This window comes from Pseudomonas citrullilanati (assembly GCF_030580855.1).
In the GTDB taxonomy this organism is placed as follows: Bacteria; Pseudomonadota; Gammaproteobacteria; order Pseudomonadales; family Pseudomonadaceae; genus Aquipseudomonas; species Aquipseudomonas citrulli.
Map to the genome: position 1 here is coordinate 116,736 of NZ_JAUQOP010000007.1, position 14,339 is coordinate 131,074.

Genomic DNA, 14,339 nt, shown 5'->3' on the forward strand with positions numbered 1-14,339 from the left:
CCAAAATGACGCGTACCACTTTCGATATGGCAACTATCAGGGCAAGAAAACTGGCAGATGGGTCTGTTAGCTACACGGCTCAGATCCGCATCAAGTGCGATGGAGTGCAAGTCTATCAAGAGAGCCAGACCTTCGCCCGAAAACAGGCGGCGCAGGCTTGGGCGCGCGCGGGTCCTACCTGGATGAGCCCGGCCAGCGCCTGCAGGACCGCGTTGCGGCCACAACTCAGCATCATTTCGGAATGGCCTGACATACATTCACTTCAGACCCTGATGCAATCTCCGGCATCGTAGCGCTGGGACGTCAGGAGCTACATCGCCAGAACCAATATGGCTACCGTAGGGCACGATGTCTGGATGGGAAGCCACGCGATGATCATGGAAGGGGTCAACGTCGGTACTGGGGCTGTGATTGCTACGCGAGCGGTAGTTGTAGAGGATGTGCCACCTTACGCCATTGTCGCTGGGGTCCCTGCCAAGGTCGTGCGCTACAGACACGCGCCGGAAATAATTGAACGCATGTTGGCAAGCCATTGGTGGGAAATGGACGTCGAGGAACTGAAAACGATGCCGCTCAACGATCCAGCTGTCTGCCTTGATCAGTTAGAGCGGCGGCACATAGCGGCAGCACGCTATCAAAGAATCAACGTCACTCGTCAGGGCTGTTGCCTGGCGCCTGAATGACGAAACGTTAACGGAGCGGCAACATCAGCGTAATAGGTGAAAGCTCCGGACACGGGGCGAATCCCGCGTATTTGGTATAGAAGCGCGATAGGCGCTCATTGAGCGGGTGCACGATTATCGCGGAAGAACCGATGGTTTCTGAGGCGCTGATCGCCCGCTCGATTGCGTCCTGTAAAAGATCGATTGCAAAGCCTTGGCCTTGGGCCTCCAACGTTATTCCCATCCTGCCCAGTAGCGTCACAGGGTGCACGTTGGGGGAGTTGCGTTGGTGGCTCTTCGGTACGACATGCTCGCGGGCGATGGATCCGTTCGACAACGTGTAGTACCCCATTACGACAAGTGTCCCTTTCTGGCAGACCACGTAGACCACCGCCTGCTTGGCTAATTGGGCTTTGCGGGCTTGCCGTTGAAGGTAATCGTTGATTGATGGCACGCCCGAATCGAATTGATCCAGGATGTGTTCATCGTTCAGCTTTACTGGGGCGCTCAGCTCCACCGCTTGGGCCTTTCGAGAAGTTGTTGTAGGCATTTGTTACCTCGGAGCGGGTTCGCTTCCATGGCCTGTTCGAATGCGTCAAATGCAACGTCGTCGAGAAGGAACAGCCGCTTATCCAGGATGACTTCCTCTGCTTTCTGACAAGCAGCTTCCAAGATAAAGCTGGTCCGATCGCGACCGGACATAGCTGCCGCAAGGTCAATCAGCTTTCGTTTCTTTTCGTCCGCTCTCATGTTGATAGGAACGGGTTTCGATCTCTCGATAGTTTCAGTTGTAACAGTCATGGTGGGCCCTTCCGTTCAGGTGTTTCGTTGAGGTCCGGTGTTCAGGCTGTAAATGAGTCGAACCGTCCGTGTAGCTAGTGTATAGATGCGTGTAGCAATCAGCTACACTTTCGACCGGTAATGTTGGTTCAATCACCCCAACTCCTCAACAAACCCAACCACCCACTCAACCAGCGAGTGATGCAACACATCTCGATTTTCCCAGTCATGCCAATACTCAAGGAGCTCCCCGCTACCGGTTGGGGAAGCATCGATGACGACATAATCGCCCGAGTCATTGGTCAGGAACGGCACCCAATAACGTCCCCAGGGTTCCAGGAACTCCTCATCTGGATCGAGAAAAAACTCTAGTGCTTCAACTATTTCACTGGCGGCAAGAAGGCGGCGGTTGTCGCTTTCCCGCAGGGGAGCGTTCCACGCTTGGCCGTCATGCCAGAGCAGCAATTGAGACAGGCTTGAAGGCAGGGGAGCACCCAGGATCTGTTCGATCCGGGTAATATCGGCGTGGGCGGCGGGTGGGCGAAGCGTCGTGGCCACCTCCGGCGTGACACGTTGGTCGATCAGGGCCAGCAGCTCGTGAAGGCGTTGGGGGTCAGGTTGCTCGTGCATGACGTTCTCCAGTTCACGGCGTGGAATATAGCCGCATCCCAACGACCGCGCAGCGTTCCCAGGCATTGGTGCTTGATCCCGTGCTGATTTGAAACGACAAGGACAGTTGAGAATGAAAGTAGGCTTCATCGCAGCATTGGGCATGTTATCGCTCGTTCCCCCGTTGCTGTCCTTCGCGGACACGACCAATGGGAAGGATCTCTATTCACAGCGATGCGCCATGTGCCACGGGGCGGATCTCAAGGGCACAGGTCCCTTGGCCAGGAAAAGTAATCCGCCCACGCCTGACCTGACTACGTCTTTCTTCCAGAAAAGGCTGAAGGATTATCCGGGCGTCATTGTCTCGTCGATCATATTGCGCCCCAACGGCGACTTGATTCCGAGGACATTAAGAGAGAACGGGGTGAAGCTGCCACCGTTTGCCTGGAGGGTTCAGGATCTGCGCGATCTGAACCACTACATGGTGGGGGCGATTTCAAGGTAGGGAGGGTTGAGTCTATCGGCCTGACGGATGAACCATGGCGTCATGGGCTCATGGTCATGTGGGTGACGGTCTCGCTGTTGAGCTCGATCAGGCTCAAGGCGCCGTCCCCGAATGAGCAGCCGGTGTCGATATAGACAACGTTGCCCAGGCGCGTGACGCTCGGCACGGTCGAATGACCGACGTAGAGCTGATGGATCCCCTTGATCGCATCGTGATTTCGCTCTTCGATTTTTTCCCGGGCATACAGGGCCATGCTCAACGCGCGCAGGCGGCAGATTTCTCCCAGTTGCCCGGACAAGGCTTGTTTGGCTTGCTGCCAGTTGTCACCTTTTTGGGTCAACGGGGCTTCGGCGTGCACGATGCCGATGGTCTTGCCGTCGGGTAATTCGACTTCAATGATCCAGGGCAGCGCCTGGAGGGCCTCGGCGAGTTCTTGTTGACGCTGTGGCGCCAGTTCATAGAGCCAGGCCCCGCCGTTTCGGGTATGCCGGGGTATATCGCCATCGCCGCAGATGCAATCGATGAGCATCTGTTCGTGATTGCCTCGCACGGTGTGAAACCAGGGTCGCGAAAGCCAATCGAGCACTTCCATGGAGTCGGGGCCGCGATCAATCAGGTCGCCGACGGAAAAAAGGCGATCCCGTTCACCGTCGAACTTCGAGCGCTGCAACAGTGCACTGAGCAGTTTGAAGTGGCCGTGAACGTCGCCCACGACAAAGTCACGGCCTTCCGGGTTGCAGGGAAATGTGTTGATCGTATTCATGCCGGCGTTCTGGGGTCGAAAGTAGGTGAAGGCAGGAACCGCCTGTATCAGCTGCCGCTATCTTACGGGCGAAGCGGGTTGCCGATACATTTTTCGAACACCTGCTGCATGGGTCCGAGGGAGCAGTAGTAGGCCGCGATGTTGGCGTCGATCCACTCTTCTTTCTCGATACCCCACCAACTGATCTCAAAACCGGCGTTCATGATGAGGTGCTCGAAGAGAATCCGTTGGGCGCGGCCATTTCCCTCGCGAAAGGGATGGATCACATTGATGTCTGAATAAGCTTGCGCAACGGCACCGATCAGGTCTAGGCGGCACAGGCCCTCGAACCAGTTCTGTGCCGCCATGTCTTTGAAGATTTTCCCGGCTTCCGCCTCCATGAATGAAGGCTGGCAGAAACGCGTGTCCTGCTTGGCCATGCCCACCGTCCGCAGCTGCCCGGCCCATTCATACAGGTCGCAAAAGAGCACCTGGTGGATGCCCTGGAGATAGGCCAGGCCATAGGGAGGAGGGTTGAATTCGACGTTGTCCGCCGCGATGGCCGAGAGCTGTTGTTCGGCTTCGCTCAAGGTGGATTCGTCGCGGATGCCGAGTTTGTTGCGCAGGACGGCGGAGCCGGGATAGCAATAGGCGTCTTCACCGACACCATATTTGTCCGGCATCAGGTGCTGGTCCGGGTGAAGGCCTTCAAGACCTCTTCCCGCGTTGGCAGTTTGCGTTCGCCTTCGCTAACGCTCACTTTGAAGCCTTCCAGGCGCAGGCTGGCCGCGTAATTGGAGCGACGCGTCCTGGCCGCGTAGGCTTTTTTCGCTTCAAGGCTGACAGTGCCCATGGGGCTTGATCTCAATGGCGAAGTTGAGGCGATTATAGCCCATCTGCCCGGAGCCGGCCTATGGGATGGGGTCTATGGGCTTTTCCGAGTGCATTGAACCGATCAATGGCCCTTGCAATACGGTGCTTCTCAAAATACTGTGTTTATATCCAGTATCAGGGAATATTCCATGGAGCTCATCGCCAAGCTCGGCATTCTCGCCGATGCTGCCAAGTATGACGCGTCCTGCGCCAGCAGTGGTGCTCCCAAGCGCAGTTCCCGGGGGCGCGACGGCTTGGGCGCCACCGATGGCATGGGCATCTGTCATAGCTATACGCCGGATGGGCGCTGCGTCTCGCTGCTCAAGGTGTTGCTGACCAATTTCTGCCTGTATGACTGCCAGTACTGCGTCAATCGTCGTTCCAGCAACGTGCCGAGGGCACGCTTCACGCCGGAGGAGGTGGTGCGGCTGACCCTGGATTTCTATCGTCGCAACTGTATCAGTGGCCTGTTCCTGAGTTCCGGCATCATTCGTTCGGCCGACTACACCATGGAACAATTGGTGCGAGTGGCGCGATTGCTGCGCGAGGAACATCAGTTCCGCGGCTATATCCACCTCAAGACCATCCCCGACGCCGACCCGCTGTTGATCGAAGAGGCCGGTCGCCTGGCCGATCGCTTGAGCGTGAACATCGAGTTGTCCAGCGAGGTGAGCCTCAAGCGGCTGGCACCGGAAAAGCAATTGACCACCATCCGCCAGGCCATGGGCACCATCCATGACGGGCAGCAGGCGGTGGCCGGGGAGGTGAGGGCGCCACGTTTCGCCCCGGCCGGGCAAAGCACCCAGGTCATCGTCGGCGCCGATGCCACCGATGACCACGCGATCCTGCAGAACGCCGAATCGCTCTACCAGGGCTACGGTTTGCGCCGGGTCTATTATTCGGCATTCAGCCCGATCCCCGACAGCCCCGCCAGCGTGCCATTGGCGGCGCCGCCGTTGCTGCGTGAACACAGGCTTTACCAGGCCGACTTTCTCATGCGCGGCTACGGCTACAAGGCCGGTGAACTGTTGAGCGAAACCCGCAACCTGGACCTGGACATCGACCCCAAGCTGGCTTGGGCGCTGGCCAACCGCGAGGTCTTCCCGCTTGACGTCAACCGCGCCGAGCCGGCATTGCTGGCGCGTATTCCGGGGATCGGCCTGCGCAGCGTGCAACGGCTGGTGGCGCTGCGGCGCGAGCGGCGGGTCCGCTATGACGACCTGGTGCAACTGCGTTGCGTGCTGGAAAAGGCCCGGCCGTTCATCATCACCAGCGATTACCGTCCTGTTGAAGCGCAGGTGCGCAGCGGCCTGCTGCGCGCGCGCCTGCGCGATCCCCAACGGCCGGTGCAGATGGGGCTGTGGGGATGATCGCGCTGGATTGCGACGACGACTTCTCGACCTGGCGCGACCAGGCCCGGACGCTGCTCGGCCACGGCATCGACCCCAGTGACGTGACCTGGGCCCAGGGGCCCATCACTGACCTGCTGGCCTTGCCGACGCCACTGCCGCCAGGCCCGGGGCCGTTTCGCACGCGGGTGCCCGCGGCCTTGTTGACGCAACTCGAACAGGCCGGCCGGTACCTTGGCGAGCAACGCTGGAACCTGCTGTATGAAGTGCTCTGGCGCGTCGCCCATGGCGACCGCACCGCCATGCTCGCCGGCGATCGCCTGGGCAGTGAACTGCAACGTCGAATCAAGCAGGTCAGCCGCGAAGCCCACCATTTGCACGCCTTCGTGCGCTTCGTTCCCCTGCCGCCGGCATTGGCTGAACGACTGCAACTGGATCTGGTGTCTTTCCATGAGCCCGCTCATGACATCCTCGAAAGCGCCAGCGGTCATTTTGCCGAACGCCTGGGCCGTCAACGCTGGCTGATCGCAACACCCCGCGATGGCATCCGCTTCGACGGCCAGTCATTGGACTACAGGCGCCAGTGCCCCGAGCAGTGGCGGCAATGGGCGCGCCACGCCGACGATCCCGGCGCCGAGTTGTGGCGCACCTACTACCGACACATCTTCAACCCGGCGCGGCTCAACCCCCAGGCGCTGCGGCAGCACATGCCCGGGCGCTTCTGGCAGCACTTGCCGGAGGGCGGGTTGATTCCGCACCTGGTCGGTCAGGCACGCCAGGGCAAGCAACGGGATGGGCAGGCCCTGGAGGTGAGGGAGCAAGTTGGCAAGCGGATTACCCTCGGCGCAAGGGCCGAGAGGCCTGGGTTGGACCCAGCGTGAACAGCCTTTGATCGCCAATGACTGACCTGTCGTACCTGACTGGCGGACAGGATGCCGCTCCTGATGAGTTTCTCCAGGGCGGCAGACGTTGTCAGCAAGCCGCCAGTCCGTCTCGACAGCGTCGAAGACGACCGTTGAGCGCCTGCGGTTGGTGGCATATTGATATGCTGATAGACTTCGAACTCGTGATCTTCGAGTTTGCGTTGTGACCACCGAGCGTATTTCCCAGTTGGAACAAGCCCTTATGGCCGTGATCGCTGCCGCGGGGAAAATGGGTATCAGCAGCGACGAATTGTGCGCACAGGCGGTAGGCGGGCTGCTGTCCGAGCGCTACTGGACCTGGGCGAATGCCCATCATGCCCAGGGCGCGGCGGACGAGATCGACAACGCCTTGAACCAGCTCATGGGCAGGCCCAGGACCGGCGCGACGCCGCTGTCGATCGACATCCTGCCCGATGGGCTCGTCGCCGCGGTCAATCCCTCCGCCGGCTGACCGGTTCCGTTAACGCAAATGGGCGACCTGTGAAGGTCGCCCATTTGCGTTAGAGCCCCAGGCCTTTTTCCACTACCGAGAGCAACGCTTCTTCGTCCACGGCAATGGGGTCCAGGCGCGATTGCAGCCCTTGAGGCACGGTGTTGATGTGCCAAATCGATTCACCGTGCTCGCCCAGGGTGCGCAGCAGGTAGCTTTCCTGGCCGTGCAGGTGGATGTCGACGCGTCCGGCTCCGCCTGGGGTAAAGCGGGCGACGGGGTCGAAAGTCAGGCGCCGGCCATTGCCTTCGATGACCAGTTGATCGATCGCATAGCTGTACGTCGACCCGCTGAAATGACTTTCGAATACATGGGTGGGGTTACGCCGAATGTCCAGCCCGGCCTCGCAGACCGGGGCCAGCCAGGTTTCGATCTGGCGGTACAGCTCGTTGACCTGGGCAGGCCAATGTTCGATGGCCAGGTCGGCGCAGTGGTCGTTGTCGGCCTGTGTCCGCTGGGCCTGCCTCAGTTTGGCGGCCAACTCGTCTGCCTTGCTCATGTCGATAGTCCCTGTCGTGATGATGGGTTGAGCTTAGCTGAAGGGGCATGGCGTTTGCCTTGCGCTGTGTCATGAGGCCTTGATACAAGCGCTGCCGCGGTGGCGCCTGGTCTTGGCATCTGCCGTTTGATGGATTTCGCCCACGCACCTAACGCAACAAATGCACCACCAACCCCGTCAGCCCGCACGCCAGCAATACCTGGATCACCCCGCGCTTGTAGCGGAACAGCGCCACGGCCGCGGCGCTGGCGAGGATTGCCGACGGCCAGTCCAGTGTTCCGGAGAAGCCGTGGGGCCACAGCGCGTGGTAGCCGAAGAAGCAGGCGAGGTTGAGGATCACGCCGACCACGGCGGCGGTGATTGCGGTGAGCGGTGCGGTGAAGGTCAGCGCGTTGTGGGTGGATTCCACCAGGGGGCCGCCCGCCAGGATGAACAGGAACGAGGGCAGGAAGGTAAACCAGGTCACCAGCGCGGCGGCCACCGCACCGGCGAGGAAGGCTTGGTCAGGGCCGAACACTTGCATCACGTAGCCGCCGACGAAGCCGACGAACGCCACCACCATGATCAACGGGCCGGGGGTGGTTTCGCCCAGGGCCAGGCCGTCGATCATCTGGGTCGGCGTCAGCCAGCCGAAGTGGCCGACGGCGCCCTGATACACGTAGGGCAAGACCGCATAGGCGCCGCCGAAGGTCAGCAACGCGGCCTTGGTGAAGAACCAGGCCATTTGCGTCAAGGTGCCGTCCCAACCGTATAGCGCGGTGAGCAGGCCCATCGGCAAGCTCCACAGCAACGCGCCGATGAGCGCCAGCCGAGCGAGCTTCAAGCCGCTGAACCGGGCGTGTTCCGGGGTCGGGGTGTCGTCGTCGATCAGCGCCGGGCCGAAGGATTCGTGCCGGGCCTCCTGGCCGCCCAGGCTGAATTTCCCAGGCACCCAGCGACCGCCCAGGTAGCCGATGGCGGCGGCGCCCAGCACGATCAACGGGAACGGCACGTCGAAGGCGAAGATGGCGGCGAACGAGGCGGCGGCGATTGCCCACAGCCAACTGTTCTTCAATGCGCGGGCGCCAATCCGGTGGGCGGCGTGCACCACGATGGCCGTCACGGCCGGCTTGATTCCATAGAAGATGCCCGCCACCACCGGCACTTCGCCCAAGGCGATGTACAACCACGACAAGGTGATGAGGATAAACAGCGAGGGCAGCACGAACAGCACCCCGGCGATGACGCCACCCCAGCTGCGATGCATCAGCCAGCCCAGGTAGGTCGCCAGTTGCTGGGCTTCCGGCCCGGGCAACACCATGCAGTAGTTGAGCGCGTGCAGGAAACGGCGCTCGGAGATCCAGCGCCGGCGCTCCACCAGTTCCTGGTGCATGATCGAGATTTGTCCGGCGGGGCCGCCGAAGCTGATGAAACCCAGCTTGAGCCAGAACCAGAAAGCCTCACGCAGGCCGACGGTGCGAGGGCGGGACAAAGGAGCATCGGCGATCGGGGGCGGTGTATTCATGGTCGGCGAGGGCACTGGGCTGTCGAAGGCGATTGGCGCCACTAGTAGCCGGGCAGATGCCTGGCAGTCAAGCGAGATCAACGGCGTTTCCCGCGGACGGCTTGAGTAGAGGCCAACGAGCGAATTTTGGATCCATCCGGCCACCTATCGGCTGGCCAATAAAGGCAAATTGCCGCCCCTCAAGCGGTAGGATAAGCTCACGGATATTGGGGGCTTTGAGCGAACTGCTCGGGGTTTGCCCCCCTCAGGAATTCGCTTGCCAGTCCCCATTATCGACCCGTTCCATCCCCCCGGCGGTGCCCTCAAACGCCTACCCCTGCTCAAGGCCGCAGTCATTTTCATCGCGACGGTGTGCCTGTGCCTGTGTGGTTTGCTGTACTTGCAGGTGGAGCAGTCCCGCCGCCACGACCTGGCAACGGCCCGCATCGCCTCGGCCAACCTCACCCGGGCCATGGCCCAGCAGGCCCAGGACACCTTCTTGCAGGCCGACGTGGTCCTGGACAGCCTGGCGGACTGGATCCAGATCGACGGATTCGGCCCGGACCAGCAACCGCGCCTGCAAAAGAACTTCGCTCGACGGGTGCAATCCCTCGAGCAGTTGCACGGCCTGTTCCTGTTCGACAAGCACGGCCACTGGGTCGTGACCTCCTTCGACAATCTGCAGAGGGGTGCAGGGGTGGCGGACCGGGAGTACTTCCTTTTCCACCAGCAGAACGCCTCGCTGATCGCCCATATCGGGCCGGCGATCCGCAGTCGGCAGAACGGCGAGTGGATCATTCCGGTTTCCCGGCGCCTGAATGACGAGAACGGTGAGTTCCAGGGCGTGCTGATGGCCGGCATCAAGATGTCCTATTTCGAGCAGTTCTTCCAAAGCTTCAGCCTGGACGACAAAGGCGAGATGGCCCTGGCGTTGTCCGACGGGACGCTGCTGGCCCGGCGGCCCTTCGATGAGGCGCGGATCGGCCGGCCGCTGACCGAGGAGCATCTGTTCAACCATGACCTGCCGGGCGTGATGGCTGGCGATGTGACCATTCGCTCCGCTGTCGACGGGGTCGTCAGGCTCTATGGGCACGATCATCTGCGCAGCTATCCGCTGGTGGTCACCGCCGCGATGTCCGAAGACGCGATCCTGGCCGGCTGGCACGACAGGGCTTTCCAATCCAGCCTGATCGTGGCCCTGGTGGTCGTGGGCATCTGCCTGTTCGGCTGGGTCTTCGTGCGCCAGGTGCGCAACAGCGAGCGGGTCGAGGCGGACCTGCGCAAGGCCCAGAAAACCCTGGAGATGATCGCCACCCACGACAGCCTGACCGGGCTGGCGAACCGCCGGCTGTTCGAACGGGCCCTGGACGTCGAATTCGGCCGCGGTGCCCGCCAGCGCAGCCCTCTGAGCCTGATCATGGTCGATATCGACTTCTTCAAGCGCTACAACGATACCTACGGGCATGTCGCTGGGGATCACTGCCTGGCGGAAGTAGCGAAGGTGCTCAAGGACTGCTGCCATCGCAAGGCCGACCTCGCGGTGCGTTATGGCGGCGAGGAATTCGGGGTGCTGCTGCCCGATACCAACCTGCAAGGCGCCCTGGCGCTGGCCGAACAGATCCGTTGCCGGGTGATCGACAAGCACATCACCCATTCCGGTTCCCCCACCGGGTACCTGACGGTGAGCCTGGGCTGCTATTGCTTCGTCCCCAGCAGCCTGGACAGCATCGAAGTGTTCATCCAGCGGGCCGATGCGGCGCTCTATCAAGCCAAGCACAACGGCCGCAACCGCGTGGCGGCCTTGTCCATGGAAGGCGGCCTCGATGCGCTGGAGCGCTCGGATCGCTGAGATTGGTTGGAATCATCGGGGCCTGGCCAAGGTCCATTGCTCAGACACTCCGCTTCTTCACACCGAAGCCGGCGTCGACAGGACAGGAGCAGGCCATGGATTTTGCAGCCACTACACTTTCCCAGACCCCCCGTCACACCCCGATCACCCGGCGCCTGGTGCTGGTGGTCGGCGGGCTTTTCGTCGTGGGTGTGCTGGTGGCCGTGGCGGCGCTGTTCAATATCGCCCGGAAACTCGATGTCGAAGACGTGCGCAAGACCCTCTTCTACACCGAGCGGGCGGTCGAAAACCGGATCACCGCGTCGAAGAACTACATCACCAGCTACACCTACTGGACCACGGCCTACGAACACCTCAACGGCGAGGTCGACGTGCAATGGGCCTATGCCGACCAGAACATGGGCAAGACCCTGTTCACCAACGATGGCTACGAAGGCGTGTTCGTCATCGACCGCGAGCGCACCAAGTATGCCGTGGTGCGCGGGCAGAACCTGCCGGCCGAGGCAACTACCTACATGGACATGCCGCTGGAACCGCTGGTGGACCAGTTGCAGGCCCAGGCCGACCTGACCGCGCCAGCGGTCCACTACACCCTGTTCGAAGGCTGGCCGGCCATTGTCACCGCCTCGGTGATCCTGCCCAATGACGAGCGGCCCCGGGTCGACCCCAAGGGCACGTCGGTGCTGTTGTTCGTCGACCAACTGACCCACGTCAAGCTGCGTGCCCTGGGCAAGAGCTACGGCCTGACCGACCTGCACTTGGTCAAGGATGCGGAACTGGCGCCGGGCCAGCCCGCCGTGCCGCTGGACAGCACGGGCTACAGCCTGGTCTCCCGGCTGGAGCGACCCGGCCAGCAACTGCTGTGGTCACTGTTGCCGCCCTTGGGCGGCGCGTTGCTGATCCTGGCGCTGCTGACCGGGTATTTTTTCCGCTATGCCCTGCGCACGGCACGGCAGGTGGACGCCAGCTACGACAGCCTGGAACGCTCGACGCAGGCCCTGGAGGCCAGCGAAGAACGCTTTCGCGCGGTGGCGGAGGCGGCCTCCGACTGGATCTGGGAAATCGACGGCCAAGGGCATATCACCTATTTGTCCGCACGCTTCAATACCGTCACCGGGTTTTCCGACCGGCAATGGCTGGGGCAGGACATCGAACAACTGCTGTACTGCGACACCACGCCGATTGCCCTGTGGCTGGGCAGCCTCACCCAGGAGCAGAGTTCCAGCAACCTGCGTTGTTCCTACCGCGATCATTCCGGACAATTGCGTTTCTGCCGGGTGTCGGCGCGACCGATCGTCGACAAGGCGGCAGTCGTGGGCTATCGCGGTACGGCCAGCGATATCACCGATGAAGTGGCGGCCCATGCCCAGGTCCAGCATCTGTCGCTGCACGATGCGCTGACGGGCTTGCCGAACCGCAACAAACTGGCACGCCACCTGGACGACGCGCTGCTGGCCAAGGAGCACTCTGCGCCGCTGACGCTGCTCATGGTGGACCTGGACAACTTCAAGCCGATCAACGACTCCCTCGGCCATCCGGCCGGTGACGCGGTGCTGCTGGAAGTGGCCCAACGCTTGCGCGACTGCACCCGTGAACAGGACCTGGTGGCGCGCCTCGGCGGGGATGAGTTCGTGGTGGTCCTCAGCGGCATGGAGCACACCGCCGAGATCGACCGTTTCTGCGAGCGCTTGATCGCCAGTTTGCAGCAGCCGATCCATTACGAAACCCATGCGCTGCACATCGGTGCCAGCATCGGCATCGCCGTGAGCCGGCGCCAGGGCTACGTCCCCGGTGAACTGATCCGTTGCGCCGACATCGCCTTGTACCAGGCCAAGTCCGAAGGCAAGCGAACCTGGTGCTATTTCGCCTCGCAGATGAACGACCAGATCCAGCACCGGCGGCAACTGGAAAACGACCTGCGCCAGGCCGTGCGCAATCATGAATTCGTCTTGCACTTCCAGCCGCGCTACACCGTCGACGGGCGTGACATTGTCGCCGTCGAGGCGTTGGTGCGCTGGCAGCACCCGATCCAGGGGTTACTGGGCCCCGACGCCTTCATTCCGTTGGCCGAGCAGACCGACCTGATCGTCCCGTTGTCCCACTGGGTGCTGCGCGAAGCCTGTGAAACCGCGCTGAGCTGGCCGGGTGAGCTGATGGTCTCGGTCAACCTGTCGCCAGCGCAGTTCGAGCGCAGCGATGTGGTGGAAGACGTGCGTCGGGTGTTGATCGAGACCCGTCTGCCAGCCAGTCGCCTGGAGCTCGAAATCACCGAAAACGTGATGCTCAACGACGTGGACGGCGCGTTGCACACCATGAACGCCCTGAAGGAACTGGGTGTGCGCTTGAACATGGACGATTTCGGCACCGGCTATTCGTCCCTGGGTTATCTGCGCACGTACCCGTTCGACGGTATCAAGATCGATAAGCGCTTCATCGCGTCCATGAGCAACAGCAGCAATGACCGGGCGGTGGTGCAGGCGATCATCAACCTGGGCAAGGCCATGGGCCTGACCGTGACCGCCGAAGGCGTGGAAACCCTGGCCCAGCTGGGTTCGTTGGGTTCGGATCAATGCCATGAGGTCCAGGGCTACTTCCTCAGCCGTCCGATCGACAAGCAGGCGTTCGCCGACCTGCTGCAGGACCGCCAGTCGTTGCCCAGGACCGGTTCCTGAGTATTCGTTGCAACCACCGGGGCTTGTCGTCGGTCACAGCCAGTGTCCCGGTATTTCGAGTGGTGGCCCATGAAAAACCTGCGTATCGCGACCTTCAATATCAACGGCATCCGGGCCCGGCTGCCCAACCTGCTGGAATGGCTCGAACGAGAGAAGCCGGACATCGTCTGCTTGCAGGAGCTCAAGGCGCTCGACAAGGATTTCCCGGCGGCGGAGATCGAATCGGTGGGCTATGGGTCGATCTGGCACGGCCAGGCGTCGTGGAACGGCGTGGCGATCCTCGCCCGTGATGCGCAGCCGCTGGAGAGCCGCCGCGGCCTGCCCGGTGGCGAGGGCGACAGCCACAGCCGCTACCTGGAAGCGGCGGTGCATGGCGTGCTGGTGGGGTGTCTTTACTTGCCCAATGGCAACCCGCAGCCGGGGCCGAAGTTCGAGTACAAGCTGGCCTGGTTCGAGCGGCTGATCGACTACGCCCGGGCGCTCCAGGCCAGCGATCATCCGGTGGTGCTGGCCGGTGACTACAACGTCGTACCCACCGACATGGACATCTACAACCCGCGCTCCTGGCTCAAGGATGCGCTGTTGCAACCTGAAAGCCGCGAGTGCTACCAGCGCCTGCTGGACCAGGGCTGGACCGACTCGTTGCGCCACCTGTATCCGGACGAGCGGATCTACACCTTCTGGGACTATTTCCGCCAGCACTGGCAGAAAAACTCCGGGCTGCGCATCGACCATTTGCTGCTCAACCCGGTGGCCAGCCCTTACCTGAGCGAGGCGGGCGTGGACGCCTGGGTGCGGAACCAGGAACACCCCAGCGATCACGCGCCCACCTGGATCCGATTGGCGTCGCGCAAACGACGGTAGCGTTGTCACCCGGCGGGGAATGCCTTATACCTGGGGCCA

At 61.9% G+C, this 14,339-nt stretch carries 15 protein-coding genes and 2 pseudogenes; 9 read left to right on the forward strand and 8 right to left on the reverse strand.

Translation table 11 applies throughout. The features are described from left to right. Nucleotides 1–26: 26 nt before the first annotated feature. Nucleotides 27–218 (forward strand): annotated as a pseudogene (locus Q6A48_RS07965) (site-specific integrase); the annotation flags it as partial. A 93-nt stretch (nucleotides 219–311) separates the two neighbouring features. Then, a pseudogene (locus tag Q6A48_RS07970) lies at nucleotides 312–683 on the forward strand (CatB-related O-acetyltransferase); the annotation flags it as partial. A gap of 7 nt (nucleotides 684–690) precedes the next feature. On the opposite strand, the gene Q6A48_RS07975 reads toward Q6A48_RS07970, so the two are convergent. The 3 genes from Q6A48_RS07975 to Q6A48_RS07985 all read right to left on the reverse strand — a co-directional run bounded on the left by Q6A48_RS07975 (nucleotide 691) and on the right by Q6A48_RS07985 (nucleotide 2,072). Continuing rightward, on the reverse strand, nucleotides 691–1,179 hold the full coding sequence (locus Q6A48_RS07975; RefSeq protein WP_304553319.1) for a GNAT family N-acetyltransferase: 489 nt from the start codon (nucleotides 1,177–1,179) through the stop codon (nucleotides 691–693). Further along, nucleotides 1,170–1,463, reverse strand: a complete 294-nt coding sequence (locus tag Q6A48_RS07980) for a type II toxin-antitoxin system TacA family antitoxin (protein WP_304553320.1) — start codon at nucleotides 1,461–1,463, stop codon at nucleotides 1,170–1,172. Before Q6A48_RS07980 ends, Q6A48_RS07975 begins: the two co-directional genes overlap by 10 nt. Nucleotides 1,464–1,595: 132 nt before the next feature. Further along, nucleotides 1,596–2,072, reverse strand: coding sequence for an SMI1/KNR4 family protein (locus Q6A48_RS07985; RefSeq protein ID WP_304553321.1), 477 nt, complete (start codon nucleotides 2,070–2,072; stop codon nucleotides 1,596–1,598). A 112-nt stretch (nucleotides 2,073–2,184) separates the two neighbouring features. Between Q6A48_RS07985 and Q6A48_RS07990 the strand changes: the two genes are divergently transcribed. Beyond that, nucleotides 2,185–2,556, forward strand: a complete 372-nt coding sequence (locus Q6A48_RS07990) for a c-type cytochrome (RefSeq protein WP_304553322.1) — start codon at nucleotides 2,185–2,187, stop codon at nucleotides 2,554–2,556. Between the two features lie 40 nt (nucleotides 2,557–2,596). On the opposite strand, the gene Q6A48_RS07995 is transcribed toward Q6A48_RS07990, so the two are convergent. The 3 genes from Q6A48_RS07995 to Q6A48_RS08005 all read right to left on the reverse strand — a co-directional run bounded on the left by Q6A48_RS07995 (nucleotide 2,597) and on the right by Q6A48_RS08005 (nucleotide 4,151). After that, nucleotides 2,597–3,319 carry a metallophosphoesterase gene (locus tag Q6A48_RS07995; RefSeq protein WP_304553323.1) on the reverse strand — a complete coding sequence of 241 codons (723 nt, stop codon included), beginning with the start codon at nucleotides 3,317–3,319 and terminating at the stop codon, nucleotides 2,597–2,599. Nucleotides 3,320–3,381: 62 nt separating this feature from the next. After that, nucleotides 3,382–3,981: a putative adenosine monophosphate-protein transferase Fic gene (locus tag Q6A48_RS08000; protein WP_304553324.1), complete on the reverse strand. Its 600-nt coding sequence runs from the start codon at nucleotides 3,979–3,981 to the stop codon at nucleotides 3,382–3,384. Then, the gene (locus Q6A48_RS08005) at nucleotides 3,981–4,151 is read right to left on the reverse strand and encodes a YhfG family protein (protein WP_304553325.1); all 171 of its coding nucleotides are present in this window, start codon (nucleotides 4,149–4,151) and stop codon (nucleotides 3,981–3,983) included. Before Q6A48_RS08005 ends, Q6A48_RS08000 begins: the two co-directional genes overlap by 1 nt. Before the next feature lie 169 nt (nucleotides 4,152–4,320). Between Q6A48_RS08005 and Q6A48_RS08010 the strand changes: the two genes are divergently transcribed. The 3 genes from Q6A48_RS08010 to Q6A48_RS08020 all read left to right on the forward strand — a co-directional run bounded on the left by Q6A48_RS08010 (nucleotide 4,321) and on the right by Q6A48_RS08020 (nucleotide 6,894). Beyond that, nucleotides 4,321–5,541 (forward strand): putative DNA modification/repair radical SAM protein, encoded by a 1,221-nt coding sequence (locus Q6A48_RS08010; protein ID WP_304553326.1) that lies wholly within the window; start codon nucleotides 4,321–4,323, stop codon nucleotides 5,539–5,541. Then, a complete protein-coding gene (locus Q6A48_RS08015; RefSeq protein WP_304553327.1) occupies nucleotides 5,532–6,401 on the forward strand; it encodes a TIGR03915 family putative DNA repair protein in 870 nt (289 codons plus the stop codon). The genes Q6A48_RS08010 and Q6A48_RS08015 overlap by 10 nt, the downstream gene beginning before the upstream one ends. Before the next feature lie 244 nt (nucleotides 6,402–6,645). Continuing rightward, the gene (locus Q6A48_RS08020; RefSeq protein ID WP_304553328.1) at nucleotides 6,646–6,894 is read left to right on the forward strand and encodes a hypothetical protein; all 249 of its coding nucleotides are present in this window, start codon (nucleotides 6,646–6,648) and stop codon (nucleotides 6,892–6,894) included. A gap of 49 nt (nucleotides 6,895–6,943) precedes the next feature. Here the strand turns inward: Q6A48_RS08020 and Q6A48_RS08025 are convergent, their stop codons facing one another. Together Q6A48_RS08025 and chrA are read right to left on the reverse strand one after the other, a co-directional pair. Then, entirely contained in the window at nucleotides 6,944–7,432 is a 489-nt protein-coding gene (locus Q6A48_RS08025; RefSeq protein WP_304553329.1) for a hypothetical protein, read from the reverse strand. 148 nt (nucleotides 7,433–7,580) lie between these two features. Beyond that, nucleotides 7,581–8,936 (reverse strand): chromate efflux transporter, encoded by a 1,356-nt coding sequence (chrA, locus tag Q6A48_RS08030; protein WP_304553330.1) that lies wholly within the window; start codon nucleotides 8,934–8,936, stop codon nucleotides 7,581–7,583. A 256-nt stretch (nucleotides 8,937–9,192) separates the two neighbouring features. Here chrA and Q6A48_RS08035 point away from each other — a divergent pair, with 256 nt between their 5' ends. The 3 genes from Q6A48_RS08035 (at nucleotide 9,193) to xth (ending at nucleotide 14,300) form a co-directional block, all read left to right on the forward strand. After that, nucleotides 9,193–10,764, forward strand: coding sequence for a sensor domain-containing diguanylate cyclase (locus Q6A48_RS08035; protein WP_304553331.1), 1,572 nt, complete (start codon nucleotides 9,193–9,195; stop codon nucleotides 10,762–10,764). A gap of 95 nt (nucleotides 10,765–10,859) precedes the next feature. Further along, nucleotides 10,860–13,436 carry a bifunctional diguanylate cyclase/phosphodiesterase gene (locus tag Q6A48_RS08040; RefSeq protein ID WP_304553332.1) on the forward strand — a complete coding sequence of 859 codons (2,577 nt, stop codon included), beginning with the start codon at nucleotides 10,860–10,862 and terminating at the stop codon, nucleotides 13,434–13,436. A 69-nt stretch (nucleotides 13,437–13,505) separates the two neighbouring features. Next, the gene (gene xth / locus Q6A48_RS08045; RefSeq protein ID WP_304553333.1) at nucleotides 13,506–14,300 is read left to right on the forward strand and encodes an exodeoxyribonuclease III; all 795 of its coding nucleotides are present in this window, start codon (nucleotides 13,506–13,508) and stop codon (nucleotides 14,298–14,300) included. Nucleotides 14,301–14,339 lie beyond the last annotated feature (39 nt).